Source organism: Caulobacter sp. UNC358MFTsu5.1, assembly GCF_000712075.1.
GTDB lineage: Bacteria > Pseudomonadota > Alphaproteobacteria > Caulobacterales > Caulobacteraceae > Caulobacter.
Window position 1 is genome coordinate 1,004,895 of sequence record NZ_JONW01000005.1, and the last position, 26,258, is coordinate 1,031,152.

Here is a 26,258-nt window from a genome sequence, read left to right on the forward strand (position 1 = left end):
GACGAAAAAACGGCGCCGCGGAAGCCGCGACGCCGTGTTTCTTCAAGGAATTCTTAAGGTTTGCCGTCGGCGGCCTATTGGCAGGCCAGGCATTCCTCGTAGTCGGTCTTGGCCGGGGCGTCGAAGCCGTTGGCGGGACCCGCCAGCGCCACGTCCGAACCGGCGTAGGCGGCCCGCTGAACCGACTTGGAGCGCAGGTAGTACAGCGACTTCACGCCGCGCTCCCAGGCCTGCCAGTGCAGCATGTGCAGATCCCACTTGTCGACGTCGCCGGGCAGGAAGATGTTGACCGACTGGCTCTGGCAGATCTCCGGCGTACGGTCGGCGGCCAGTTCGACCACCCAGCGCTGGTCCAGTTCGAAGGCGGTCTTGTAGACGTCCTTGTCGTCCTGGCTGAGGAAGTCCAGGTGCTGGACCGAGCCCTCGTTCTCCAGGATCGAGCCCCACACCGCGTCGGTGTTCTGGCCCTTCTCCTCGAGGAGCTTCTCCAGATAGGGGTTCTTCACCGCGAACGAGCCCGACAGGGTCTTGTGGGTGTAGATGTTGGCCGGGATCGGCTCGATGCCGGCCGAGGTGCCGCCGCAGATGATCGAGATCGAGGCGGTCGGGGCGATGGCCAGCTTGTGCGAGAAGCGCTCCTTGGAGCCGCGCTCGGCGGCGTCCGGGCACGGACCCTTCTCCTCGCCGATGGCGATCGACGCCTTGTCGGCCTCGCGGCGCAGGTGCTTGAACATCCGCATGTTCCAGCTCTTGGCCAGGGCGCTTTCGAACGGCACGTTCTGGCTTTGCAGGAAGCTGTGGAAGCCCATCAGGCCCAGGCCCACCGAACGCTCGCGCATGGCGGCGTAGGCGGCGGTCGAGGCGGCGTCGGGCGCGCGGTCGATGAAGTCCTGCAGGACGTTGTCGAGGAAGCGCATGACGTCCTCGATGAACGTCGGGTGGTCGCGCCACTCCAGGAAGGTCTCGGCGTTGACCGACGACAGGCAGCAGACGGCGGTCCGCTCCTGGCCCAGGTGGTCGGTGCCGGTGTGCAGCATGATCTCGCTGCACAGGTTCGACTGGCGAACCTTCAGGCCCAGCTCCTGCTGGTGCTTGGGCATGGCGCGGTTCACGGTGTCGGAGAAGATCAGGTAGGGCTCGCCGGTCTGCAGGCGCAGCTCCAGGACCTTCTGCCACAGGGCGCGGGCGTCGACCTCGCGCAGGACTTCGTTGGTCTTGGGCGAGCGCAGGCCGAACTTGTGGCCGTCACGCACCGCATGCATGAACTCGTCGGTGATGTTGATGCCGTGGTGCAGGTTCAGGGACTTGCGGTTGAAATCGCCCGACGGCTTGCGGATCTCGAGGAACTCCTCGATCTCCGGGTGGTGGATGTCCAGATAGACGGCGGCCGAGCCGCGACGCAGGCTGCCTTGGCTGATGGCCAGGGTCAGCGAGTCCATCACGCGGATGAAGGGGATGATGCCCGAGGTCTGGCCCTGGCCCTTGACCTTCTCGCCGATCGACCGGACGCCGCCCCAGTAGGTGCCGATGCCGCCGCCGTTGGCCGCCAGCCAGACGTTCTCGTTCCAGACGCCCAGGATGCCGTCCAGGCTGTCGTTGACCGCGTTCAGGAAGCAGCTGATCGGCAGGCCGCGCTCGGCGCCGCCGTTCGACAGCACGGGCGTGGCCGGCATGAACCACAGCCTGCTCATGTAGTCGTAGACGCGCTGGGCGTGATCGGCGTCATCGGCGAAGGCCGTCGAGACGCGCGCGAACATGTCCTGGTACGACTCGCCCGGCAGCAGGTAGCGGTCCTCCAGCGTGGTCTTGCCGAAGTCGGTCAGCAGGGCGTCGCGCGAGCGGTCGACCTCGACCTTGCGCACCAGCGCCAGCTTGGGGCGTTCGCGCATCTCCGAGGCCGGGCGCGCTGCGGACGAAATCTTGGTCGCTTCACTAGCCGACATGAGCAAAACCCGTTGAATGACGTGCGTTTTCCGGAAGCGTCAGCTTCACTGGAACTCGCTACATATTGTGGGCCTTGAGCCCCCTGAACCCATATATGGGGCCACAGAGACCTCATCTTCGTCAACGGGAAGTAACGCTCTTCAGGCGAGTTTTTCGTTAACAACTCACTAACGCCCCAAGGTTCCTGGGGTCTATCAAGGGGTTGCATCGCAAAGAAAGTTTGGCCCGATTTTTGCGTCACGGCGTTCGCCCAAACGCTCCGCCACCGGAGGGCCGGGGCGTCTCGATTCCAGATTCGAGGAAAGGGGCGCGCGGGAAAAAAGCTGGGGGCCGAAAGGGGACCGATCCGCCTTGCGTTCGCGCCGCCCCAGTCGCCAAATGGCCAGGCTTGAACCGAGGGGACCATCACCATGCGCCGCGCCCTGCCCGCCCTGTTGCTGGCGGCCCTGCTGGCCGCCCCGGTCGTCACCGCCGCCGCCAAGGCCCGCGACATCGGTCGCCACAGCACCCTGGCCCAGGTCGACGCGGCGATCCGCAAGGTCGCGCCGGTCGGCGGCGACGTCGATCCGGCCCTGGCCTATCTGCGGGCCAATCATGTCGAGCACAGCGACACCCCCGGGACGCGGACCGTCTACGCCATCGTCCGGAACATCCGGGGCGGATCGATCCTGTCGCTGGTCGAGAAGTCGGCCTCGATCCGCATCCTGTACGACGAGCAGCGGCACGTGACCGAGGTCGACGTCCACGCCGACTACACCAGCCTCTGAGGCGGGACCTGGGCCCGGCGCACGGCGCCGCCCCCTCCGTCACGCCGCGTATCCGCGGCGCGCCGCCTCCCCCGCTGCGCGGGTGAGGACGCAAAAGAAAAGGGCCCGGCCTTTCGGCCGAGCCCTCAACTTCAGTACCGGATCGCGATCTTAGAAGTTGATCGAGATCGTGGAACGGCGGTTCAGCGGTTCCTTCACACCGTCGCCGGTGGCGACGGCCGGGGCGCTTTCACCCTTCCAGTCAACGGCCAGGGTGTCGGCGGCGACACCGGCGCCGACCAGGGCGTCAGCCACGGCCTTCGCACGACGCTCCGAGAGCTTGGCGTTGTACTTCGGCGAGCCCGAGGTGTCGGTGTGACCGACGACCACCAGCTTGGTCGCATGACCGTCCGTCGCGTACTTCGCGGCTTCCGAAACCACCGACTGGGCTTCCGGCGTCAGCACGTACTGATCGAACGGGAAGTAGACGATGAACTCGCGAGCCTCATACGCCGGCGGAGGCGGCGGGGGAGGCGGCGGGGGCGGAGGCGGCGGCGGCGGGGGAGGCGGCGGCGGCGGCGGGGGAGGCGGCGGCGGCGGCGGCGAAGCGAAGGAGTAGCGCAGACCCACGGTCAGCGATTGGTCCTTGTACTCGCCGGCGAAGGCGCCGGGTTGGATCGCGCTGCTGCCGACCGACTGCCAGCCGTGCTCTTCCGTGGCGAACCAGCGGTAGGTCACGTCGACCTTCAGCTTGTCGGTCGCCTTGATCGAGGCGCCGGCGATGGCTTGCCAGGCGATGGCGATGTCGTCGTCATCGACGGTCAGGTTCTGGATGGCCGGGTTCGAGGCGGTGATCGGGCCCACGCCGCTGAACTGACCCAGGGCGCTGACGTCCAGGCGGTTGATGCCGAGACCGGCGCCGATGTACGGGTTGATCCACGAGTCCGGCGCGAAATCGTACAGGACGTTGACCATCAGCGACCACGAGTCGATCGAGCCCGAGGGGCTGCCGCAGGTCGGCGAAGCGGCCGAGCGGGTCACGCCGGGGGTGCAGAGGCCGATCGGCTGTTGACGGACCGGGTTGCCGCGAACCGAGGTCAGATCGCCGGGGCGATAGCCGCCTTCCAGTTCAGCGCGCCAGTTCGGGTTGAACTGGTAGCCCAGGCGGACGAAGCCGGCCCAGTCGTCGTCCGTCGACCAGGTCCAGTGCGCGTGGGCGCCGTCCCGCAGGTTCAGGTCCGATTCGGTGGAGATGCCCTCGGGCCAGTGGTAGCCGAGGTCGACCGCGCCGTACCAGCCGGTCTCTTGGGCCGAAGCGGCGCCAGCGGCGAACACCGCGGCCAGAGCCACTCCCGCCAGGAGTTGGAGTTTCATATCAAGAGCCCTCTATTGCCCTGCAACGGCCGAGACCGACCGAGCATTGTTATACCAAGGCGCACGATCCGCGAAAGTGTCAGCAGAGCAACACCCGTCCGCTTTCGAGCGCCCTTTAGAGATGACGCCGCGAAAACGTGCCGCCCCCACGAAATCAACTTCCGAGCGTATCCGCTGACTGTCTCGGAAAAAGCGCCAGCATAATATCGGTTCGCACGTGAATCCGCGCAGCGCAAGGCCTTGAGCACGTTTTGGACCTCGCGGCCGCGTAAAATCGTCGCAGCCGTGCACGAACTCCACAGTTCCCGCACACGGGCGCCGGGTACCTCAGTCGAGGGTGCGCCGATAACGCGACATGGCCGCCGCGGCGATCGCCACGACAAATACCGCCAAGGCGACAAGACTAGTCCACAGGTCGTGAACATCCAGTCCTTTAAGTAATGAGCCGCGCACCACCCGCAGGAAATGGGTCACGGGAATCACGGTCCCCAGCACCTGGGCCCAGCCCGGCATGCCCCGGAACGGGAACATGAAGCCCGATAGCAGGATCGACGGCAGGATGTAGAAGAACGACATCTGCACGGCCTGCAGCTGGTTGCGGGCCACGGTCGAGATCAGGAAGCCCAGCGACAGCGAGCCCAGGATGAACAGCACCACGCCCAGGGCCAGGGCGTCCCAGCCGCCGCTCATGGGCACCGAGAACAGCACCCGCGCCAGCACCAGGATCACCACCGTCTGGATCAGCCCGACCACGACATAGGGCGACAGCTTGCCGATCATCACCTCGATCGGCCGGGCCGGGGTGGCCAGCAGGCTCTCCATGGTGCCGCGCTCGTATTCGCGGGTCATGCCCAGCGAGGTCATCATCACCAGGGTCATCGACAGCACCACGCCCAGCAGGCCGGGCACGATGTTGTAGGCGGTGATGGCCTCGGGATTGTAGCGCCGGTGGATCACCACCTCGAACGGGTCCTCCCCCGTCTTGGCGGCGGCGCCGACCAGGTCGCGGGAAAGCGCCGTACGCGGAAGGTTGGCCAGGGCGGCGATCGCCCCGCCGGTGGCCCCGGGATCGGAGGCGTCGGCCTCGACCAGGATCTGGGCGTCGTCGCCGCGCACCACGCGGCGGGTGAAGTCCGCGGGGATGGTCAGGGCGAACTGCACCTCGCCCCGGGCGATGGCCCGGTCCAGCTCCTCGGGCGAGGCGGCCTCGTGGACGATCTTGAAATAGCCGTTGTGCGCCAGGGCCGAGAGGGCCGAGCGCGCCATCGGCCCGTGGTCCTGCACCAGCACGGCCGTGGGCAGGTCGCGCGGGTCGCTGTTGATGGCGTAGCCGAACAGCAGCAGCTGGACGATCGGCATGACCAGGATCATCGCATAGGTCAGCCGGTCGCGGGTGAGCTGGATGAACTCCTTGGTCAGCACCGCCAGGATGCGGCTGGCGGACAGACCCCGGCCTGGAGCCCCCGGATCGGACGACCGGGCGCTCATTGAAAGTTGTCCCGCGAGGCGGCCATCAGCTGGATGAACACGTCCTCCAGGGTGGGCGAGACCTCGCTCCAGGTGAACGGCGGCTTGCGGTAGGGGGCGATGGCGGCCTCCAGCGCCGCGCGGTCCCGCCCGCTGACGTGCAGGGCGGCCCCGAACGGCGCGGCCATGGCCACGCCCGGCGCCTTGGACAGCTCGCGGCCCAGGCGGTCGGCGCCCGCCCCCTCGGCGCGGAAGGTGACCAGGCCCGACTGGCCGATCACCTCATCGAGGGTCCCGCGCGCCATCAGCTTGCCGTAGGCGATGTAGGCGATGTCGTGGCAGCGCTCGGCCTCGTCCATGTAGTGGGTCGAGACCATGACGGTCAGGCCCTCGGCCGACAGGGCGTGGATCTCGTCCCAGAACTCGCGCCGCGCCTGGGGGTCGACGCCGGCCGTGGGTTCGTCCAGCAGCAGCAGGCGCGGCTCGTGCAGCACGCAGGCGGCCAGGGCCAGGCGCTGCTTCCAGCCGCCGGAGAGGCTGCCGGCCAGCTGCTTCTGGCGGTTGGCCAGGCCCAGCCGCTCCAGCGCCGCGTCCACCCGCGCCCGCCGCCGGTCCAGGCCGTAGATGCGGGCGGTGAAGTCTAGGTTCTCGCGGATCGACAGGTCCTCGTAGAGCGAGAACTTCTGGGTCATGTAGCCGGTCTGGCGCTTGATCTCGTCGGCGTGGCGACGGAAGTCCAAGCCCAGCACCGTGCCCTCGCCCGCGTCGGGGGTCAGCAGGCCGCACAGCATGCGCAGGGTGGTGGTCTTGCCCGAGCCGTTGGGGCCCAGGAAGCCGGTGATCTTGCCCGCCCCGACCTGGATGGTCAGGTCCTGGACCACGTGCTTGTCGCCGTACGACTTGTCCAGCCCGCGCACGTCGACGGCCAGGTCGCCGGCCGCATCCACGACAGGCTTGGCGGCGGCGCTCACTTGCCCGCGCCCTTGAGCGGCACGACGTCGACCGGCAGGCCGGGCGGCAGGTCGGTCGGTCGATCCGGCAGGGCCTCGACCAGGAACACCAGCCGGTCGCGGGCGTCGCGGCTGTAGATCACCGGCGGGGTGAATTCGGCCCGGGGGCTGACGAAATTGATCCGGGCCTGGAGCCCGCTCTTGCAGCCGTCGCATTCGAAGGCGATCCGGGTCCCGGGCCGGTAGAGCGCGACCTCGGCCTGGGGCACGTAGAACCGCAGCCGCACCCGGTCGTCGGCCAGCAGGGCCACCACCGGCTGATTGGCCGCCACCCATTCGCCGGGCTGGTAGAAGACGTCCTGCACCCGGGCCGCGGTCGGGGCGCGGGGGCTGATCTGGTCGAGGCGGTCCTGGGCCAGGACCAGCTGGTCGCGGGCCGCGGCGGCCTGGCTGCGGGCGGCGCGGACGGCGTCGGGCCGCGCGCCCAGGGTCCCGACCTCGCGCTGGCGCTCCACCGTGCGGACATTGGCCTGGGCGGTGCGGAGCGTCGCCCTGGCCTGGTCGAGACGGGCCTGGGCGTAGAAGCCCTTGGCCGCGAGCGGCGCCACGCGGTCGTAGTCGGCCTGGGCCTGGGCCAACTGGGCGGCGGCGGCGGCGCGCTGGGCGTCGTAGACCGCCAGCTCGGCGGGGCGCTGGCCCTTCTCGGCGTCCAGGGCCTGGCTCTGCGCGGCGGCGGCCTGCGAGGCGGCCTGGTCGCGGGCGGCGACCAGCTGGGCGGCGTCCAGGGCGAACAGCGGCTGGCCGGCGGCCACCCGCTGGCCGCGCTGGACCGACACGGTGCTGACCGGCCCGGCCGCCGAGGCCCCGACATAAAGCGTCTCGCCCTCGACATAGCCCGACAGCCGCCGGGGGTGGGCCGTGCCCGGTCCCCACAGCCGCCAGGCGACGAACCCGACCAGCCCGACCGCGACGACGGCCAGGACGACGCGAACCTGAGGCTTCATGCGCGCCCCTCCCCCGTTTCGACCAGCATGCCCTTCAGCACGGTGTCGGCGTGCTGGGCCAGCAGGGCCTTCAGGTCGATCGGCTTGACCCCGACCGGCTCGAACACCTCGCGCCACAGCACGCCCAGCAGCAGCGGCCCGGCCAGGCTGAAGACGTAGAGCTGGGGATCGCCGGGCTTGACCTCGCCCCGTTCCTGAGCGGCGGCCACGGCCCCGCCGACGGCGCCCAGCATCACCGACACCACGTCCTCGTGCCAGACCTTGGCCAGCTCCGGGAAGTTCCGCGACTCGCCGATCACCATCTTGGCCACCGCGCCCAGCCGTCCCTCGGTCAGCACCTCGGCGACACGGGCGAAGACCAGGCGGATCAGGTGGTCGAACGGCATCTGGCTCTGGCCGACGAAACCGGCCACGGCCTCCAGGTTCGGGGCGATCGTCTCGCGCACCACCGCCCGGAACAGGTCCTGCTTGGTCTCGAAATAGAGATAGAGCGCGCCCTTGGAGACGCCCGCCCGGGCGGCGATGTCGTCCAGCCGCGCGGCGGCGAAGCCCTTCTCGGCGAACACGGCCAGGGCCGCGGCGATGATCTCGCCGGGCCGGGCCTCGCTGCGTCGTCGCCACTTGGGTTGGCCGGGCTGCATGGGCGGTCTCGATATATAACTGACCCGTCAGTTATATATGAAAGCGGGACGCCTCACAACCGTTCCCCCAGACGCTCGAAAAGCCGCGCGGTCAGGGCCGGCCGGGCCGCGTCCGTGGCGCAGGCCGCCACCGGGGCCAGGACGCCGATCTCGCTGGTCGCCAGGAAGGCCGCGTCGCTGGCGTCGCCGCAAGCCCAGTCGTAGATCGCGCCCAGATAGTTGGAGTAGATCGCCCGCCCCAGCCGGTCCGGATCGACGGCGCCCGACACCTGGCCGGCGGCCTGGGCCTGGACCATGGCCAGGACGGCGATCTCGGCCGCGTCGCGCCCCAGATGCGTGCCCTCGAACAGCACGCGGGGGATGCGGACCAGGACCTGGCGGTAGAGCCGGGCGTCGTCGACATACATCCGCGCCGAGACCCGCCCGGCCTCCAGCGCCAGGTCGACGCCGGTGGCGACCGTGCCCGACAGCGCCGCCTCCACCTTGTCCAGCGCCACGTTCATGACGGCCAGGGCGATCGCGTCCAGCCCGCCGATCAGGTTGTAGATGGTCTGGGGCGAGACCTCGGCCGCGGCGGCGATCTGGCTCAGCGGAACCTTGTCGATCCCGTGCTCGCGCCACAGGTCGCAGGCGGCGGCGATGATCTTGGCGCAGCGGCGCGCCTTGCCCCGCGCGCGCAGGGCGAGGCCCAGATGTGGATTGGGGCCCAAATGTGGATTGGGTTCCATTTTCATTGCCGTGGCCATTTTTGGATTGTATTCCAATTTTCAACAAACGGAACCATACGGCGGTCCCTGGGACCCCGATTTCGGGAAGCACGTCCTTGGGCATCTTCGACACCCACGCCGGCCTGGCCGCCCGCTACCAGGCCGCGCGCGCCGCCGGCCGCATGCCCACGGGCGTGGTGATGGAGCGGCTGCTGTCGGCCAGCGAGGCGATCATCGACGGCCGCCGGGTGGTCACGGCCGGCACGCACAACTATCTGGGCCTGGCCTTCGACGAGGCCTGCATCGAGGCCGCGGTCGCGGCGGTGCGGCGCGAGGGCACCGGCACCTGCGGCTCGCGGATCGCCAACGGCTCGTTCTCGGACCACGTCGCCCTGGAGCGCGAGCTGGCCGCCTTCCACGGCATGCGCCACGCCATGATCTTCTCGACCGGCTACCAGGCCAACCTGGGGGTCATCTCGACCCTGGTCGGCGCGGGCGACTTCCTGCTGCTGGACGCCGACAGCCACGCCTCGATCTACGACGCCTGCAAGCAGACCCAGGCCGGCGCCATCCGCTTCAAGCACAACGATCCCGACAGCCTGGACGCCCGCCTGCGCCGCCTGGCCGGCGAGCCGGGCTTCAAGCTGGTGGTGGTCGAGGGCATCTATTCGATGCTGGGCGACATCGCGCCCCTGAAGGCGATCGTCGAGGTCTGCCGCAAGCACGGCGCCTACCTCTTGGTGGACGAGGCCCATTCGATGGGCGTGCTGGGCGCGCGCGGCTGCGGCCTGGCCGAACGGGAGGGCGTGCTGGACCAGGTCGACTTCGTCGTCGGCACCTTCTCCAAGAGCCTGGGCGCCGTCGGCGGCTACTGCGTTTCCAACCACGAGCAGTTCGAGATCCTGCGGCTGGCCTGCCGGCCCTATATGTTCACCGCCTCGCTGCCGCCGGCCACGGTCGCCTCGACCCGCGCCGCCCTGGCGGCGGTCCAGGCGCGGCCGGAGCTGCGCGAGAAGCTCTGGAGCAACATCCACCGCTTCCACGACGCGCTGAGCGCCGCCGGCTTCCAGCTGGGCGCCGCGCCCAGCCCCATCGTCGCCGTGCGCCTGGAGTCCGAGGCCGCGACCCTGTCGATGTGGCGCGCCCTGCTCGACGCCGGCTACTACGTGAACATCGGCCTGCCGCCCGCCACGCCGTCGGGCGAGAGCTTGCTGCGCTGCGCGATCTCGGCCGGCCATTCGCCCGCCCAGATCGACGGCCTGAGCGCGCGACTGATCAGCCTGGCCCAGGCCCACGGCGTCCTGCCCAACGCTCGACCGAGGGTGGCGCTTGGTCTAGCTTGACCTTATGCGCGCCTTCCCGATCTTCGCCGCCGCCCTGGCCAGTCTCGCCTTCGTCGGCCCCGCGTCGGCCCGGGACGACGGCGAGGCCGCCCGCTGCGCCGGCTATGCCGCGCGGTTGGACGGGTCGCTGGGCGAGCGGTCCGGCGTCGCGGCCTACCGTGCCTGGGCGCTCTTCCTGGACGGCTACAATCCGATCCCGTTCAGCCCCGCCGCCGTCTCCAACGAAGTGGCCCGCCGATGTGGCGACGCGGCCGAGAGGCCCCGCGCCTTGATGTTCCTACAGCATTTCCTGGCGGCGACCGGCGACCTCGACGCCGCCGAGGCGATCGCGCGCGAAGCGTTGGCGACCGTGCCGTCCAAAGGGTCGCGCAAGACCCTGGCGCGCCTGCGCCTTCGTCGTGGCGACGAGGCCGGGGCCCTGGCCCTGGTCCGTCCGGACGCCCGGCCCGGGTTCGCGGACCAGCGCATCCTGGCCGAGCTCTACGATGACCTCGGCCGCGAGCTCGGAGGCGACGCCGATCAGCGGGCGACCCTGCCGTTGCTGGCCAAGGGCGAGGCGTACTGGCGCGCGGTGGCGGCCGCCGATCCCAGTCGGGAAAGCCAGATGGGCCTGGCGCGGATCATCAGCCAGCAGGGCTATCCGCTGGAACGCCTGGGGCAGGCCCGCGCCGCCGCGGACGCCTACGGCCGCGCGGCCGTGATCGTCGAGGCGCTGCGCGCCCGTCCGCTCGACCGCTTCGACGAACAGTCCTTGAGCGCGGCGTTGATGACCCTCTACGTCTCGCGGGCGCGCGCCCTCGCGGACGCGGGCGATCGGGCCGGAACGACGGACGCCGCGACCAAGGCTTCCGCCCTGATCGACGGCGAGGTCTTCGCCCCGCCGGGCAGCGGCCTGGACGGGCAGATCGCGACGGGTCGCTGGGCCGGCGATCCGACGGCGGGCTCCACGGCCGACGCCTTCCGCCAGATCGGCGCGAATCTGGTCAAGGTCGGCGCGCCGGACGCGGCCCTGCCCTTCCTGCGCTTCGTCGCCGACTTCCGGGCCCAGGCCGCCCGGGCGGAGGGCCGCCCCTATGGAGGCCGCGACCTGGTCCGGGTGGCCGAGGCCCAACGGCTGGCGGGCCGACCGGCCGAGGCCATGGCGACCCTCGAAGGCGCGCTGCCCCTGCTGCGCGCACCCACGCCCGACCTCATGCCCGGCGTCGGTCAGATCTTCGTCGCCGAGGGCTTGCTGGAGAAGGGCCTGGCCCTCGACGCCCTGGGCCGTGGAGCCGAGGCCTGCGCCGCCTTCCGCGAGGCCCGCGTCACCTTCAGCCCGGAGCCGACCCATTATCCGATGTCGGGCCCGCTGCTGACCCAGCTGGACGAGGCCGCGGCCCGGCCGGCCTGCGCCAAGCCGCTCTAGCTAGCTCCGCCCCGCGTCGCGCAGCCGCTTGCGGCGGCCGCCCAGGGCGTCCGGGCGGTTCAGCACCTTGCGGTATTCGTCGCGGCGCTCGTGGATCGAGGCGATGACCAGGCCCATGGGCACGCCGATGTCGACCAGCACGGCTTCGGACAGCTGGAGCGAGGCCTCGATGGTCTCGGGCACGGCGTCGGTGGCGCCCAGCTCGTAGAGGCGGGCGGCGTGGCGGGCGTCGCGGGCCCGGGCGACGATGGTCAGGTCGGGGCGATGGCCGCGCGCGGCGGCCACCACCGCCTCGGCCGCTTCCGGCGAATCCATGGTCACCACCACGGCCCGAGCGTAGTCCAGGCCGCAGCGCTCCAGCAGCTCGACCCGCGAGGCGTCGCCGAAATAGACGCGGTGGCCGTTGCGGCGGCCCTGCTGGACGAAGCCGGGATCGCGGTCGATGGCGATCCAGGGCAGGTCGTGGCGGTCCAGCATGTCGCCGACCAGGCGGCCGACGCGGCCGTAGCCCACCACCAGGACCCGTCCCTCGGGCTCCTCGCCCTGGTGCTCGGGGACCTCGGGCGCCTCGCTGACGGGGGCCGCCGCGCGTTTGGCCAGGCGGCCGCCGATCCCCGCCAGCAGCGGGATCAGGAACATGGTCAGGGTGGCGGCCACCAGCACGGCCTGGCCGACCTGGTCGGAGACCACGCTGGCGCCCATGGCGTTGTCCAGGATCACGAAGGCGAACTCGCCGCCGGCCGCCAGGGTCAGGGCCGCCTCGATCGCCGCGCGGCTGGACAGGCCCATCAGCCGGCCCAGCCCCATGACCATCACGCCCTTGACCCCGATCAGCCCGGCGGCGACGGCCAGCACGAAGACCGGCGAGGCGACCAGCAGCGACAGGTCCAGGCGGATGCCCAGCGACACGAAGAACAGGCTGAGCAGCAGGCCCTTGAACGGCTCGATCTTGACCTCGACCTCGTGGCGGTACTCGGTCTCGGCCAGCAGGATGCCGGCCACGAAGGCGCCCAGGGCCATCGACAGGCCCGACAGCGACGCCACCAGCCCCGCCCCGATGATCACCAGCAGGCAGGCGGCCATGAACATCTCTTCGCTCTTGGCCTTGGCGACCGAGCGCATCATCGGCCGCAGGGCCAGGCGGCCGAACAGCACGATCACCCCCAGGCCGATCGCCGCCGGGCCCAGGGCCAGCAGGTCGCCCAGGCTCAGCGCGCCGTCGCCCCGGCCCAGCACGGCCAGGGTGATCAGGATCGGGGCCACCGCCAGGTCCTGGAACAGCAGCACCGAGAAGGTCGCCCGTCCGCCCTCGGAATGCAGGCGCTTGCGCTCGACCAGCACCGGCACGGCGATGGCGGTGGACGACAGGGTCAGGGCCGCCCCGATGGCGAGGGCGGCCACCGGCTGCTGGCCCAGGGCCATGGCGATGCCGCCCAGGGCCAGGGAGCAGCCGATCATCTGCAGGGCGCCCAGGCCGAAGACCAGCTTGCGCATCAGCCGCAGCCGCTCCCACGACAGCTCCAGCCCGATCATGAACAGCAGGAACACCACCCCGAACTCGGCCAGCTGGCCGATCTCCTGCGGGTTGTCGACGGTGACGTAGTCCAGCCACGGGAAGCTGTGGCTCAGGGCCCCCAGGCCGAACGGCCCCAGGATGACCCCGGCGATCAGGAAGCCCAGGATGGGGTTCAGCTTCAGCCGCTTGAACAGCGGCGCGACGATGCCCGCCGTGGCCAGGAACAGCACCAGGTCCTTGTAGTCCGCCGGCGACATCGCGTGGTTCACGTGGTGGGGCCCCCTCTTGGTCGGTTCCTAGCTGGCGAGTTTCAGTCTGACGCCCGCGCCGGCGTCATCCGGCGGGATCAGCGCGACGCCGCCGGTTTCCAGCGCGTCGATCAGCAGGCGTTCGGTGCTATGGTGCAGGGCGTGGCGCTCGGTCTCGAAGTCCTTGACCGTGCTGCGCGAGACGCCGGCCCGGTCGGCCAGGTCGCCCTGCGACCAGCCCAGCAGGCCGCGCGCGCCGCGGCATTGGGCCGGCAGGAGAATTTTTGCGTGGGGCATCTGGCGCTCCCGGGCTTAGTCACCCATATTGGTTGAGTACGCCCGAAAATGTTGACCGTCAAGGAGCGCCTTTGCATCACACGTCCCTGATCGCCACCATCTGCGCGGGCCTCGGCCTCGCCTTCGTGTTCGGCGCCATCGCCAACCGCTTCAAGCTGCCCGTGCTGGTCGGCTACCTGGTGGCGGGCGTCGTCGTCGGACCGTTCACCCCCGGCTACGTGGCCGACACCGAGCTGGCGCCGCAGCTGGCCGAGATCGGGGTGATCCTGCTGATGTTCGGCGTGGGACTGCACTTCTCGGTCAAAGACCTCTTGGCGGTGCGCAAGATCGCCATCCCCGGCGCGGTCGTGCAGATCCTGGCGGCCACCCTGATGGGCGTCGGCCTGGCCCACCTGCTGGGCTGGACCCTGGGGGCGGGCATCGTCTTCGGCCTGGCCCTGTCGGTGGCCTCGACCGTGGTGCTGCTGCGCGCCCTGCAGGAGCGGCGGCTGATCGAGACCGACCGCGGCCGCATCGCCGTCGGCTGGCTGATCGTCGAGGACCTGGCCATGGTGCTGGCCCTGGTGCTGCTGCCGGCCCTCTCGGGGATCCTGGGCGGCGAGGCCCCGCCCCCCGGCCCCGGCGGCGTGCTGGGCGCCTTCGCCATGACCCTGGGCAAGGTCGCCGCCTTCGTCGCCTTCATGCTGATCGTCGGCCGGCGGGTGATCCCGTGGATCCTGCACCGCATCGCCCACACCGGCTCGCGCGAGCTGTTCCGCCTGGCGGTGCTGGCCATCGCCCTGGGCGTGGCCTTCGGCTCGGCGGCCCTGTTCGGCGTGTCGTTCGCCCTGGGGGCCTTCTTCGCCGGCATGATCATGGCCGAGAGCGAGCTCTCCCAGCAGGCCGCCAACGAGACCCTGCCCCTGCGCGACGCCTTCGCGGTGCTGTTCTTCGTGTCGATCGGCATGCTGTTCAACTGGTCGGTGGTGCTGCGCGAGCCCCTGGCCGTGCTGGCGACCCTGGCCATCATCGTGGTCGGCAAGTCGGTGGCGGCCTATCTGATCGTCGTCTTCTTCAAGCGCCCCACCAGCGTGGCCCTGACCATCTCGGCCAGCCTGGCCCAGATCGGCGAGTTCTCGTTCATCCTGGCCGGCCTGGGCGTGTCGCTGAAGCTGCTGCCCAAGGAGGGCCAGGACCTGATCCTGGCCGGCGCCATCCTGTCGATCCTGCTGAACCCGCTGCTGTTCGCCATCCTCGACAAGGTGCTGGTCAAGCTGGAGAAGCGGGCCGGAGTGGTCGCCCCCGCCGTCGCGGCCCAGCCGCACGGGGTGCTGGTCGGCTACGGCCGGGTCGGCAAGGCCGTGGCCGAGGGGCTGAAGGGCCGCATGCCGCTGGTGGTGATCGAGGACGAGGGCGAGCGGGCCGACGAGTTGCGCGAGGCCGGCTTCGAGGTCATCCAGGGCAACGCCGTGCGCCCCGAGGTGCTGCTGCAGGCCGGCCTGGCCGAGGCCACCCACCTGTTCGTCGCCGTGCCCAGCCCGTTCGAGGCCGCCCGGATCATCGAACAGGCCCGCGCCGCCAGCCCGGCGGTCAAGATCATCGCCCGCGCCTATACCGACAACGACGTCGACCTGCTGACCCAGATGGGCGCCACCCACGCCCTGATCGGCGAGCAGGAGATCGCCCGGGGGATGCTTGCGTTGGCCCCGAGGAAGGCCCCGCCCCCGGCTTCGGTGCACTGAGGCCCGGGGACATGCCCCTGGGCGTGTCCCCACCCAGCGCCCGGACTTGGGGACACGCCCGAGGGCATGTCCCCGCCCCCCTTAGGGGATCGCGTCGCATTGACCAAAGCCGCGCCAGCCCCTACTGGCGATCTCACCATGAGCCCCCGCCGAGCCCAATCCTGGGACAAGTCCCGGACGACCTGGCCCATCGCCCTGCTGGCGATGCTGGCCCTGCTCGTCCAGGCCCTGATGCCCGCGGCCGCCATGGCCCACGACGCGGCCGGCCAGTCGGTGATGATCTGCACCGCCGACGGCGCCAAGGTCGAGCAGGTCGCGGGCGACGTGATCGGCAAGAAGGCCCCCGCCCCAGATTCAAAAGGGGGGTTCGCCGGCCTGCCCTGCGCCCAGTGCCTGGCCGTGGCCCTGGCCACGACCACCCCGCCCGACGTCGCCGTCGCGCCGGTGCTCTACGGCGTCCACGTCGCGCCCGCCCCCGTCGCCGCCCTGACCGGCGTCGCCCTGGCCCGCGCGCCCCCGCGCCCGCCGGGACAAGGTCCGCCCACCGCCTGATCGCCTGACCCTCGTTGCGCGCGTCCACGGCCGAACGCCGACGACGCGCGTCGTCACGCCTTCAGACCTCGGGACACCCCCATGCCGCCCTCCTTCCGCCTGGCCCTCCTGGCCGGCGCCGCCCTCTGCCTTCCCCTGTCGGCGCACGCCGCCGAAAGCGGCGTCGACCAGCGCACCGCCGTCGACTCGGTGATCGTCACCGCCCGCGCCAATCCCGAGGACCCGCCCGTCGTGGCCGCCGCCCGCCGGCGCCTGTCGGAGACCCCCGGCGGGGTGTCGGTGATCTCGCAGGAGGCCTTCATCGACCGCCAGGCCCTGGCCCTGGACGACATGCTGCGCGACGCCCCCGGCGTCTACGCCCAGCGCAAGTGGGGCGGCGACGTGCGCATCTCGATCCGCGGCTCGGGCATCGGCAACGCCAACCACAATCGCGGCCTCTTGCTGGCCCAGGACGGCGTGCCGCTGAACGAGGCCGACGGCTACGGCGACAGCCAGATCGCCGACCCGCTGAACACCCGCTATGTCGAGGTCTATCGCGGCGGCAACGCCCTGCGCTTCGGCGGCGCCCTGCTGGGCGGGGCGATCAACATGGTCACGCCCACCGGCAAGGACGCCGGCTTCGAGAACCAGGTCCGCGTCGACGGCGGCTCGTTCGGCCTGCTGCGCGAGCGCGTCGCCGTCGCCCGCCAAAGCGGCGACTGGGACGTCTACGCCGCCGCCACCAACCAGACCGGCCAGGGCTGGCGCTCGCAGAGCCAGCAGAACATCCAGTTCGGGTCCCTGAACGTCGGCCGGTCGTTCGGCCAGGACCGCGAGGTCCGCTTCATCGTCAACGGCTCCAACATCAACCAGGAGATCCCCGGCGCCCTGACCCTGGCCCAGTTCCAGGCCGATCCCCACCAGACCGCCGTCGCCAACGCCAACGGCGACCAGGGCCGCAACCAGCGCGGCGTGCGCGGCTCGCTGCGCACCACCTGGCGACTGACCGACGGCCTCGTCTTCCAGGGCGCGCTCTATGCGGTGTGGAAGGACCTGGACCATCCGATCTTCCAGGTCATCGACCAGCAGAGCCGCAACTACGGCGCCTTCGGCCGGTTCGACTGGGACGGCGAGCTGGGCGGCAAGAAGGCCGACGCCTTCTTCGGCGCCTGGTACCGGACCGGCGACATGGACTCCAACTTCTACGTCAACGTCCGCGGCGCGCGCGGCGCGCCGACCTCGCGCACCCTGCAGAACGCCGACGCGGTCGATGTCTTCGGCGAGGGCCGGCTGTTCGTGACCGACCGCCTGGCCGTGGTGGCCGGCGCCACCTGGGGCCAGGCGGGCCGCGACTACACCAGCTTCGCCGTGCCGGGCGTCCCGACCACCTTCAACCTCAAGGCCGACAAGACCTACGACTGGATCGCGCCCCGCATCGGCCTGCTGTGGCAGGACGAGGCCGGCAGCCAGGTCTTCGCCAACCTCACCCGCTCGGTCGAGCCGCCGAACCTGGGCTCGATGTCGCCGACCAACACCGGCTTCGCCCCGGTCGAGGCCCAGGACGCCTGGACCGGCGAGATCGGCGCGCGCGGCCACAAGGGCCCGTTCACCTACGACGTCACCGCCTATCGCGCGCGCCTGAAGAAGGAGATGCTGCAGTACACGGTCAACGCCTCGATCCCGGCCTCGACCTTCAACGCCGACAGGACCATCCACCAGGGGATCGAGGCGGCGCTGGACTGGGCGGTCGCCCCGCGCTGGCGCCTGCGCCAGACCTGGACCTGGTCCGACTTCCGCTTCGACGGCGACGCCCAGTACGGCGACAACCGCCTGCCGATCGTGCCCGAGAGCTTCTACCGCGCCGAGGTCCGCTACGACGACCCGCGCGGCTGGTTCGTGGCCCCCTCGGTCGAGTGGTCGGCCACCGACCAGTGGATCGACTACGCCAACACCAGGCGGGCGCCGAGCTACGCGATCCTGAACCTGAACGCCGGCTGGAAGGTTACGTCCTCGGTCTCGCTGTTCCTCGACGCGCGGAACCTGGCCGACAAGGCCTACGTGTCCAACACCCAGGCCGCCCTGACCTGGACCGCCGCGACCGCCACTCTGTGGCCGGGCGACGGCCGGTCGGTGTTCGGCGGCGTCACCGTGAACTTCTGAGGGAGGAGGACGTCATGAAAGCTCCGATCATCGCCCTGCTGGCCCTGGCGGCCGGCGCCGCCGCCCCCTCGCTCGCCCTGGCCCACGTCGTGGCCGCGCCGGGCGAGGCCAAGGCCGGCTCCTATTCCGCCGTCGCCTTCCGCGTGGGCCACGCCTGCGCGGCCGGCGACGCCACGCTGAAGGTGCGGGTCGAGGTGCCCGACGCCGTCGCCTCGGCCCGCCCCCAGCCCAAGCCGGGCTGGACGATCGCCGTCGAGAAGGACGGCGACAAGGTCACGGCCGTCACCTGGACCGGCCGCCTGCCCGACGACCAGTTCGACGACTTCGCCCTCTTGATGAAGCTCCCGGCTCAGCCCGGCTCGCTGGTCTTCCCGACGATCCAGACCTGCGAGAAGGGCGAGAGCCAGTGGACCGAGATCCCCGATCACGAACGCCCCGGCGAGAAGCTGACCCGCCCGGCGCCGACCGTGCGCCTGACCCCCGCCGCCACCGACCAGGCGCCCGCCATGCCCGACATGCCGGGCATGAAGCACTAGTGCAGAGTTAGAGCCATGAACCGTTTCGCCCTCGCGGCCCTCGCCGCCCTCACCATTTCCGCTCCTGCTGCCGCCGGCGACTACCGCGCCGGCGGGATCGAGGTCCGCCGCCCGTGGACCCGCCCCGCCCAGGCCGGCATGAACGGCGTCGGCTACCTGACCGTGGCCAATGTCGGCGCCAAGCCAGTCAAGCTGATGGCGGTCGAGACCCCCGCCGCCCGCTCGGCCACGATCCACCAGTCCAGCATGGCGGGCGGCGTCTCCTCGATGCGGGCGGTCACCAGCGGCCTGACCATCGCCCCCGGCGCCAAGCTCGAGTTCGCGCCGGGCGGCTATCACCTGATGCTGATGGGCCTGAAGAGCGCCCAGACCCTGGGCGGCAAGACGCCCCTGACCCTGGTGTTCGCCGACGGCCGCAAGATGCGCATCGACCTGTCGGTGGAAGCCGGCCCGCCCAAGGCCGACCCGATGGCCGGGATGCATATGGGTCACTGAGGGGGGGGCTCTAAATCCCTCTCTCTTAGAGAGAGGGAGGGGCCCGCCGCGAAGCGGTGGGAGGGTGAGTGGTTTCGCCGTCGGCCGGAAAATCCCGATTCCTTCCGTTGCGTGGTCTCGAAGGGCGAGCTCAAGCTTGTTCCATGGACGCGACCGCCAACGCCCGCCGCCTTCGCCGGAGCCAGACCCCGGCCGAGAAGCAGCTCTGGAAGCTGGTGCGCAACCGCCAGCTGGGCGGCTTCAAGTTCGTGCGGCAGTTTCCCATAGACCGCTACTTCGCCGACTTCGTCTGCGAGGCGGGCAAGCTGATCGTCGAGCTGGACGGCCCGGCTCATGACGGGCGCGAGGACTATGACCAGCGTCGCACGCAGGTGCTGGAGTTGTTCGGATACATGGTCCTGCGGTTTCCCAACGATCGGGTCCTGACCGATCCCGGCGCCGTGGGCGACGACATCCTGGCCGTGCTTCGTTCGGACAGGGTGTAACCACTCACCCTCCCACCGCCTGCGGCGGCGGGCCCCTCCCTCTCTCAAAGAGAGAGGGTGCTAAGAGAGGGGGAAACCCAAACATGACAAAAATGTAAGGGACGAAACGCCCCGGGACGGCCAAGTTGCGATCCACTTCTTCCCGTGGAACGGACTTTCATGAAACGAACCTGGTTCGCAGCCGCCGCCATGGCCGCGCTGTCCCTGTCGGCCTTCGGCGCGCAAGCGCGTGAGGACCACGACCACACCTGCATCGACGACGCCTGCACCCTGCAGTCGCTGTTCGTCGCCGCCGACACCCCCGCCGCCGGCGCCCCGACGATGTCGCTGGAGTCGCCGCGCTACGGGACCTGGGGCTTCGACGCCGCGGGCATGGACCGCTCGGTCAAGCCGGGCGACGACTTCTACAAGTTCGCCAACGGGACCTGGGACGCCAACACCGCCATTCCCAGCGACCGCACCCGCTACGGCAATTTCGACAAGCTGTCGGAGCTGTCGGAGGCCCGCACCAAGGCGATCATCACCGAGGCCGCCTCGGCCAAGAACCCCGACGCCGACACGGTCAAGATCGGCGCCGCCTACACCGCCTTCATGGACGAGGCCCTGGCCGAGAAGCTGGACGCCAAGCCGATCGCCCCGGAACTGGCCGACATCAAGAAGGTCGGGACCAAGGACGACTTCACCGCCCTGATGGGCCGCAGCGCCACCACCGGCTTCTCGGCGATCCTCAACCTGGGCATCGGCGCCGACGCCAAGAACCCGACGCGCTACGCCGTCTACGCCTCGACCGGCGGCCTCAGCCTGCCCGACCGCGACTACTATCTCGACGCCAAGTTCGCCGAGAAGAAAACCGCCTACGAGGCCTATGTCGCCCAGATGCTGACCCTGATCGGCTGGGACAAGCCCGCCGAGAACGCCAAGGCCGTGGTCGCCTTCGAGACCCAGCTGGCCGAGGCCTCGTGGACCCGGGCCGAGCGCCGCGACCGCGACAAGACCTACAACCCCATGACCCCGGCCGAGCTGCAGGCCCTGACCCCGGGCTTCGCCTGGAACCGCTACCTGGTCGGGACCGAGCTGCCCAACATCGACCGCGTGGTGGTGACCACCAACACCGCCTTCCCGAAGTTCGCCAAGATCTACGCCGACACCCCGCTGGACACCCTGAAGGCCTGGCAGGCGTTCAAGGTCGCCGACGGCGCCGCGCCCCTGCTGTCCAAGCGCTTCGTCGACGCCAACTTCGCGTTCCGCAACAAGACCCTGGCCGGCCAGCCCGAGCTGAAGGCGCGCTGGAAGCGCGGCGTCGCGACGGTCAACGGCGAGCTGGGCGAGGCGGTCGGCCGCGTCTACGTGGCCCGCTACTTCCCGCCGGAATCCAAGGCCAAGATGATCGACCTGGTCGGCAACATCCGCGGCGTCCTGAAGGCCCGCCTGGAGACGCTGGACTGGATGTCGCCCGAGACCAAGGCCCAGGCCGAGGACAAGCTGGCCAACTTCACCGTGAAGATCGGCTATCCCGACAAGTGGCGCGACTATTCCAAGCTGGTGATCAAGGCCGACGACGTCTACGGCAACGAACTCCGCTCCAACGCCTTCGAGTGGCGCCATGACGTCGAGCGCCTGAACGGGCCGGTCGACAAGAGCGAGTGGGGGATGACCCCGCAGACGGTCAACGCCTACTACAACTCGGTCAACAACGAGATCGTCTTCCCGGCCGCCATCCTGCAGGCCCCGTTCTTCCATCCGGACGCCGACCCGGCCGTCAACTACGGCGGCATCGGCGGGGTGATCGGCCACGAGATCAGCCACGGCTTCGACGACCAGGGCCGCAAGTCGGACGGCAAGGGCGTGCTGCGCGACTGGTGGACCGCCGAGGACGCCGCCAAGTTCAAGGCCCAGGCCGACAAGCTGGGCGCGCAGTACGGCGCGTTCGAGCCCCTGCCCGGCGCCAAGGTCAACGGCGCCCTGACCATGGGCGAGAACATCGGCGACATGGGCGGCCTGGCCTTCGCCCTGCAGGCCTATCACGCCTCGCTGGGCGGCAAGCCGGCCCCGGTGATCGACGGCTTCACGGGCGACCAGCGCGTCTATCTGGGCTGGGCCCAGGTCTGGCGCGCCAAGATCCGCGACGACGCGCTGCGCCAGCAGGTTGTCAGCGACCCGCACTCGCCGGCCTATTACCGCGTCAACGGCACCATCCGGAACCAGGACGGCTGGTACGGCGCCTTCGACGTCAAGCCGGGCGACAAGCTGTACGTCGCGCCGGAGGACCGCGTCCGGATCTGGTGATGCGTCGGGGACATGCCCTCGCGGCGTGTCCCCACCCACGCACGGCCGCCGGACGGCTGGCTTGATCTGATGCTGATGGGGACACGCGCAAGCGCATGTTCCCCAGCCCGGAAATGCAAAAACGGCGGCCCGCCTCGCGGAGCCGCCGTTTTTATCGTCTGCGTCAAAAACTTGAAACCAGGGCCCAGAAACACCAAACCCGTCGCGGGGGATAATCGCGACGGGTCCAGCTATTTCTCGATCATTCGATCTAGGTGGGCGTTTCCTCCCCGAAACGCCGAAGGAAGGGAGCTCTCTTTGGGCTCGTTTCTTCCTTGCAAGGGTTAGAAACGGCAAATCCGAGATGGTGTCAACGGCAACGATCCGGATTCCGTAAGGGGAAACGAAAATTTTTGACACAAAACCGTTAGATTGGACCGTCGGGTCAAACTTACCGTCGTTCTCTCACGATATTTTTGACAACTCAGTCAAAACTTACCGATTCAGCGCCTCCCGGAGCTTGACCAGGACGGCCGAGCGCGACTCGAAGACATAGTCGGGACGCGAGACCGTCACCGGCTCGACTCCGGCCGCGCCCAGGGCGGCGGCGGCGTCGAACAGGTCGGCGGCGCCCAGCAGGGCGCCGTTGGCCCGCCGGGCGCCCTGGCCGACGAACGGGGCCACGGCCGCCTGGCCCGCCGCGTCCTGCTCGGCCGGCCACACCAGGGTGGCCATGTTGCGCGCCCGGCCCTTGGCCTCGACCACCGACAGCAGCCGGGCCAGCGACTCCAGCTGGTCGGCCGTCCACGGCGTGATCAGCGAGGCGGTCAGCTGGGCCTGGCTCTTGAGGATCACCCCGTCGCTCAGCACCTTCAGGCCGTTGGCCGCCAGGGTCGCCCCCGTGGTGGTGATGTCGACCACCAGCTCGGCCGCCCCGGCCGCCGGGGCCCCCTCGGTGGCCCCGCTGCTCTCGACGATCCGGTAGTCGGCCACGCCGTGGCGGGCGAAGAAGGCCCGGGTCTGGGTGACGTACTTGGTGGCCACCCGCAGGCGCCGGCCGGTCTTGGCGAGATGGGCGTGACCCACCTCGTCGATGTCGGCCATGGTGTCGACGTCCAGCCAGCTCTTGGGGGCGGTCACCACCAGGTCGGCGCGGCCGAAGCCCAGGGCTCGCAGCAGCATGACCCGGGCGTCCATGTCGTCGCCGCGCTCGCGCAGCAGGTCCTCGCCGGTGACGCCCAGGTGCAGCTCGCCGCTGTCCAGACCCGCGGCGATGTCGCCGGCCGACAGCAGCCGCACCGACACGCCGGGCAGGCCCGACAGCTCGGCCGAATAGCCGCGCGAGCCGCCCGACATCTCCAGCCGGAAGCCGCACTCGGCCAGCCAGGCCTCGACCTGCTCCTTCAGCCGGCCTTTTGACGGGATGGCGAAGATCATCTGCCCATTCACTGGAGTACTCATTCGCCGCCCCCCGCATAGGCTCGCGCCGGGCGCACCATGCAGCCCACGGCGCCGGTCTTGGTCTCGGCCCCCACCCTATTCTCCCTCAGCCGGGCCGGCAGGCCGTCGTAGCGGCCGCCGGCGGCCACCGGGCGTTCCTCGTCCAGGGCCGCGCTGCGCACCTCGAACAGGAAGCCGTCGTAATAACCGAAGGCCCGTCCGAAGGCGGCGGCCAGGGTCATGCGGTCCTCGGGCACGCCGCGCGCGACCAGGCCCGCCAGGCGCTTGCGCCAGCCGTCCAGGGCCGCGTCCAACGCGCCGCGCTCGCGCCCGCCCAGGGCCGAGATGGCGTCCAGGGCCGCGCCCGGACGGTCGCCGACCGCCAGGAAGGCCCGCACGGCGTCGGCCTCGCCGGCCGACAGCGACCCGGCCTTGGCGGCCTGGGCCCGCTCGACCAGGCGATGGGCGATCTCGGCGGGACGGCGGCCGCCCACCGGCTCGATGCCGGCCAGGCTCCACAGCTCCTGCAGCACCGCCGAGGCCTCGGCCTCCGGCAGGCCCGCCAGCAGCGCCGCGATCCGGCCTCCCTCTTCGCCCATTGCTTGTCCGAGGGCCGACGATCCGCCCTCCAGCTCGATCTTCAGCTGGCGGGGCTTGGCGAAGGCCCGCTTCAGCCGCGCGCCCAGGGGCGGGGTCAGGCCCAGGCTGTCGACGAAGGCCCCGAACAGGCTGACGTCGCCCAGCAGCAGGGTCAGGTCGCCCCGCCCTCCGGCCACGGACGACGCCCAGGCCAGGGCGGCGATCTCGGCGTCGGCGGCCACGGGATCGCCGGCCTCGAAGGCCTCGACCCCGATCTGCAGGAACTCCTCGGCCCGGTCCGAGCCGCGCGGCGCGACGCGGAACGCCTTGCCTTCGTAGAAATACCGTCCGGCCCCGTCACCCGCCGCCAGGTGCTGGCGCGCCACGGCCACGGTGAAGTCCGGCCGCAGGCAGGCCTCCTCGCCCGCATCGCCCGACACCACGAACAGCCGCGAGCGCATGGCCTCGCCGGCCAGGTCCAGCAGCAGGCCCAGCGGCTGCAGCACCGGCGCGTCGGTCGGCCTGGCGTTCGCCAACAGGAAAGGCGCGCGGATGGCGTCGAGCGCCTCCGCCGGGATGGAACGCTCGAGCCTCATGCCTTAGCCCCCGATGATCTTCTGGACCGCCGCGACCAGCTCGCCGCGCGGGATGGTCTGCTGGCCCGGCCGCTCGGCTTTCCAGGCGGCGTTGTCCGCCACGCCCGACGCCAGTTCGCGGCCCAGGTCCAGGTCCTTGATGGTGACCGTGCCGGCCGCGATCTCGTCGCCGCCCAGCATGATCGCCGCCGGCGACAGCCGCCGGTCGGCATATTTCATCTGCGGCCGCATGCCCGAGGTTCCCAGATAGACCTCGGCCGGGATCCCCGCCGCGCGCAGCTCGCCGGCCACGGCGAAATACTCGCCCATGTGGGCCTGGTCGAAGGCGATGATCACCACCGGGCCTCGTGCGACCCCTCCGGGTTCGCGTCCTGCCGCCCGCAGCGCGGCCGCCAGGCGCGAGACCCCGAACGAGAAGCCCGTGGCCGGGGTCTGCTGGCCGGTGAACCGCGCCACCAGGTCGTCATAGCGCCCGCCGCCGCCGATCGAGCCGAAGCTGACCTTGGCGCCCTTGTCGTCCGTGGTCGACAGCAGCAGCTCGGCCTCGAACACCGCGCCCGTATAGTACTCGAGCCCCCGGACAATCGACGGCTCAAAGAGCGCCTGGTCGTCGGCCACGCCCAGGCTCTTCAGGGCCGCGTCGATCTTGGCCAGTTCGTCCAGCCCCTCGTCGCCCTCGGCCGAGCCGCCGATGACATTGGCGATCTTCGCCAGCGTGTCCGAGCGCCCGCCGCTCCCCGCCTGGACGAAGTCCAGCACCGAGTCGACCGCCCTGCCCACCAGGCCCGCGCCCTTGGTGAAGGCGCCGCTCTCGTCCAGCCGGCCCTCGCCCAGCAGCAGGCGCACGCCTTCCACGCCCAGGCGGTCCAGCTTGTCGACCGCGCGCAGCACGGCCAGCTTCTGGCCGTTGGTCTCGACCCCGGCCGCGGTCAGCAGGCCGTTCAGGAGCTTCCTGTTATTGATCTTCAGCACCGCCGCGCCGCGCGGCAGGCCGGCGGCCTGCAGGCCCTCGACGGCCATGGCGATGATCTCGGCGTCGGCCTCGGGACGGGCCGAGCCGACGGTGTCGGCGTCGCACTGGATGAACTCGCGGAACCTTCCTGGCCCCGGCTTCTCGTTGCGCCACACCGGCCCGAAGGCGTAGCGGCGGAACGGCTTGGGCAGGGTCTCCCAGTTCTGGGCCGCGAACCGCGCCAGGGGCGCGGTCAGGTCGTAGCGCAGCGCCATCCACTGGTCGTCGTCGTCCTGCAGGGCGAAGACGCCCTCGTTGGGACGATCGCTGTCGGGCAGGAACTTGCCCAGGGCGTCGGCATATTCGAACGCCCCGGTGTCCAGCGCCTCGAAGCCGTAGCGCTCATAGACGGCCGACACCGCCTCCAGGATCGCCCGCTCGGCCCGCAGGTCGCGGGCGCGCTTGTCGGCGAAGCCGCGCGGATTGCGGGCCTCGGGGCGGAAGGTGTTGTCGCTGGTCTCGTCGGTCATGGCGCGCGTCGGATCCTTAGAACTTCAAGGTCTCGACGGATGGCGCTCGTACTCAAGCCCCATCCGCCTTGGGCGGGGCTCGGGCTGGGCGGTCGCTTTAGAGCGAACGGACCCGGCCGATCCCGCGAGGCGAGGTCGGATGGTGGTGGTGGCCGTGATGGTGCGGCGTGCGGGTCATTGCGGTGGGGCTTGTAGCGGATGAGGGGCGGTGGGGGAAGGGGTGGGGTGAGGCGAGCGGAACATTGGAAGTGACACGGCGGAGGCGTTCAACCCGTTATGGAAACCACCGACACCTAACGTCAGCACCGTCAACGCGAGCCGGTGAA

At 70.5% G+C, this 26,258-nt stretch carries 21 protein-coding genes and 1 pseudogene; 10 read left to right on the plus strand and 12 right to left on the minus strand.

Going from position 1 to position 26,258, the window contains the following annotated elements:
* Positions 1-74: 74 nt before the first annotated feature.
* Complete coding sequence (locus tag BR39_RS0106630; RefSeq protein ID WP_369795622.1) at positions 75-1,949, minus strand: ribonucleoside-diphosphate reductase subunit alpha; 1,875 nt, start codon at positions 1,947-1,949, stop codon at positions 75-77.
* A 405-nt stretch (positions 1,950-2,354) separates the two neighbouring features.
* Between BR39_RS0106630 and BR39_RS0106635 the strand changes: the two genes are divergently transcribed.
* Entirely contained in the window at positions 2,355-2,711 is a 357-nt protein-coding gene (locus BR39_RS0106635) for a hypothetical protein (RefSeq protein WP_029908967.1), read from the plus strand.
* Between the two features lie 150 nt (positions 2,712-2,861).
* On the opposite strand, the gene BR39_RS0106640 is transcribed toward BR39_RS0106635, so the two are convergent.
* The 6 genes from BR39_RS0106640 to BR39_RS0106665 all read right to left on the minus strand — a co-directional run bounded on the left by BR39_RS0106640 (position 2,862) and on the right by BR39_RS0106665 (position 8,854).
* On the minus strand, positions 2,862-4,064 hold the full coding sequence (locus BR39_RS0106640; protein ID WP_029908968.1) for an OmpA family protein: 1,203 nt from the start codon (positions 4,062-4,064) through the stop codon (positions 2,862-2,864).
* Between the two features lie 327 nt (positions 4,065-4,391).
* Positions 4,392-5,552, minus strand: coding sequence for an ABC transporter permease (locus BR39_RS0106645; protein ID WP_051695230.1), 1,161 nt, complete (start codon positions 5,550-5,552; stop codon positions 4,392-4,394).
* Entirely contained in the window at positions 5,549-6,502 is a 954-nt protein-coding gene (locus BR39_RS0106650; RefSeq protein WP_081916567.1) for an ABC transporter ATP-binding protein, read from the minus strand. Before BR39_RS0106650 ends, BR39_RS0106645 begins: the two co-directional genes overlap by 4 nt.
* The gene (locus tag BR39_RS0106655) at positions 6,499-7,485 is read right to left on the minus strand and encodes an HlyD family secretion protein (protein ID WP_029908973.1); all 987 of its coding nucleotides are present in this window, start codon (positions 7,483-7,485) and stop codon (positions 6,499-6,501) included. Before BR39_RS0106655 ends, BR39_RS0106650 begins: the two co-directional genes overlap by 4 nt.
* On the minus strand, positions 7,482-8,126 hold the full coding sequence (locus BR39_RS0106660; protein ID WP_029908975.1) for a TetR/AcrR family transcriptional regulator: 645 nt from the start codon (positions 8,124-8,126) through the stop codon (positions 7,482-7,484). The genes BR39_RS0106655 and BR39_RS0106660 overlap by 4 nt, the downstream gene beginning before the upstream one ends.
* Positions 8,127-8,179: 53 nt before the next feature.
* A complete protein-coding gene (locus tag BR39_RS0106665; RefSeq protein WP_051695231.1) occupies positions 8,180-8,854 on the minus strand; it encodes a TetR/AcrR family transcriptional regulator in 675 nt (224 codons plus the stop codon).
* Positions 8,855-8,949: 95 nt separating this feature from the next.
* Here BR39_RS0106665 and BR39_RS0106670 point away from each other — a divergent pair, with 95 nt between their 5' ends.
* Together BR39_RS0106670 and BR39_RS0106675 are read left to right on the plus strand one after the other, a co-directional pair.
* A complete protein-coding gene (locus BR39_RS0106670; protein WP_029908979.1) occupies positions 8,950-10,176 on the plus strand; it encodes an aminotransferase class I/II-fold pyridoxal phosphate-dependent enzyme in 1,227 nt (408 codons plus the stop codon).
* A 4-nt stretch (positions 10,177-10,180) separates the two neighbouring features.
* Positions 10,181-11,581 (plus strand): hypothetical protein, encoded by a 1,401-nt coding sequence (locus BR39_RS0106675; RefSeq protein ID WP_029908980.1) that lies wholly within the window; start codon positions 10,181-10,183, stop codon positions 11,579-11,581.
* Here BR39_RS0106675 and BR39_RS0106680 read toward each other — a convergent pair whose 3' ends face one another.
* On the minus strand, positions 11,582-13,354 hold the full coding sequence (locus tag BR39_RS0106680) for a cation:proton antiporter (protein WP_029908983.1): 1,773 nt from the start codon (positions 13,352-13,354) through the stop codon (positions 11,582-11,584).
* A gap of 39 nt (positions 13,355-13,393) precedes the next feature.
* The gene (locus BR39_RS0106685) at positions 13,394-13,642 is read right to left on the minus strand and encodes a helix-turn-helix transcriptional regulator (protein ID WP_029908985.1); all 249 of its coding nucleotides are present in this window, start codon (positions 13,640-13,642) and stop codon (positions 13,394-13,396) included.
* A 71-nt stretch (positions 13,643-13,713) separates the two neighbouring features.
* Here BR39_RS0106685 and ybaL point away from each other — a divergent pair, with 71 nt between their 5' ends.
* The 7 genes from ybaL (at position 13,714) to BR39_RS0106720 (ending at position 21,856) form a co-directional block, all read left to right on the plus strand.
* Entirely contained in the window at positions 13,714-15,363 is a 1,650-nt protein-coding gene (ybaL, locus tag BR39_RS0106690; RefSeq protein ID WP_029908987.1) for a YbaL family putative K(+) efflux transporter, read from the plus strand.
* Between the two features lie 138 nt (positions 15,364-15,501).
* Entirely contained in the window at positions 15,502-15,915 is a 414-nt protein-coding gene (locus BR39_RS0106695; protein WP_029908988.1) for a DUF2946 family protein, read from the plus strand.
* 81 nt (positions 15,916-15,996) lie between these two features.
* Entirely contained in the window at positions 15,997-18,054 is a 2,058-nt protein-coding gene (locus BR39_RS0106700) for a TonB-dependent receptor domain-containing protein (RefSeq protein WP_029908990.1), read from the plus strand.
* 14 nt (positions 18,055-18,068) lie between these two features.
* The gene (locus BR39_RS0106705; protein WP_029908997.1) at positions 18,069-18,590 is read left to right on the plus strand and encodes a YcnI family protein; all 522 of its coding nucleotides are present in this window, start codon (positions 18,069-18,071) and stop codon (positions 18,588-18,590) included.
* Between the two features lie 15 nt (positions 18,591-18,605).
* Positions 18,606-19,085, plus strand: coding sequence for a copper chaperone PCu(A)C (locus BR39_RS0106710; protein ID WP_029908999.1), 480 nt, complete (start codon positions 18,606-18,608; stop codon positions 19,083-19,085).
* 143 nt (positions 19,086-19,228) lie between these two features.
* Positions 19,229-19,570, plus strand: coding sequence for an endonuclease domain-containing protein (locus tag BR39_RS0106715; protein ID WP_029909001.1), 342 nt, complete (start codon positions 19,229-19,231; stop codon positions 19,568-19,570).
* 159 nt (positions 19,571-19,729) lie between these two features.
* A complete protein-coding gene (locus BR39_RS0106720; protein WP_029909003.1) occupies positions 19,730-21,856 on the plus strand; it encodes a M13 family metallopeptidase in 2,127 nt (708 codons plus the stop codon).
* A 474-nt stretch (positions 21,857-22,330) separates the two neighbouring features.
* Here the strand turns inward: BR39_RS0106720 and hisG are convergent, their stop codons facing one another.
* From hisG to hisS, 3 genes and pseudogenes are all read right to left on the minus strand, one after another.
* Positions 22,331-23,296, minus strand: coding sequence for an ATP phosphoribosyltransferase (hisG, locus tag BR39_RS0106725; protein ID WP_029909005.1), 966 nt, complete (start codon positions 23,294-23,296; stop codon positions 22,331-22,333).
* Positions 23,293-24,482 (minus strand): annotated as a pseudogene (locus tag BR39_RS0106730) (ATP phosphoribosyltransferase regulatory subunit); the annotation flags it as partial. The gene hisG and the pseudogene BR39_RS0106730, both read right to left, overlap by 4 nt.
* Positions 24,454-25,932 (minus strand): histidine--tRNA ligase, encoded by a 1,479-nt coding sequence (gene hisS / locus BR39_RS0106735; protein ID WP_029909009.1) that lies wholly within the window; start codon positions 25,930-25,932, stop codon positions 24,454-24,456. The pseudogene BR39_RS0106730 and the gene hisS, both read right to left, overlap by 29 nt.
* Positions 25,933-26,258 lie beyond the last annotated feature (326 nt).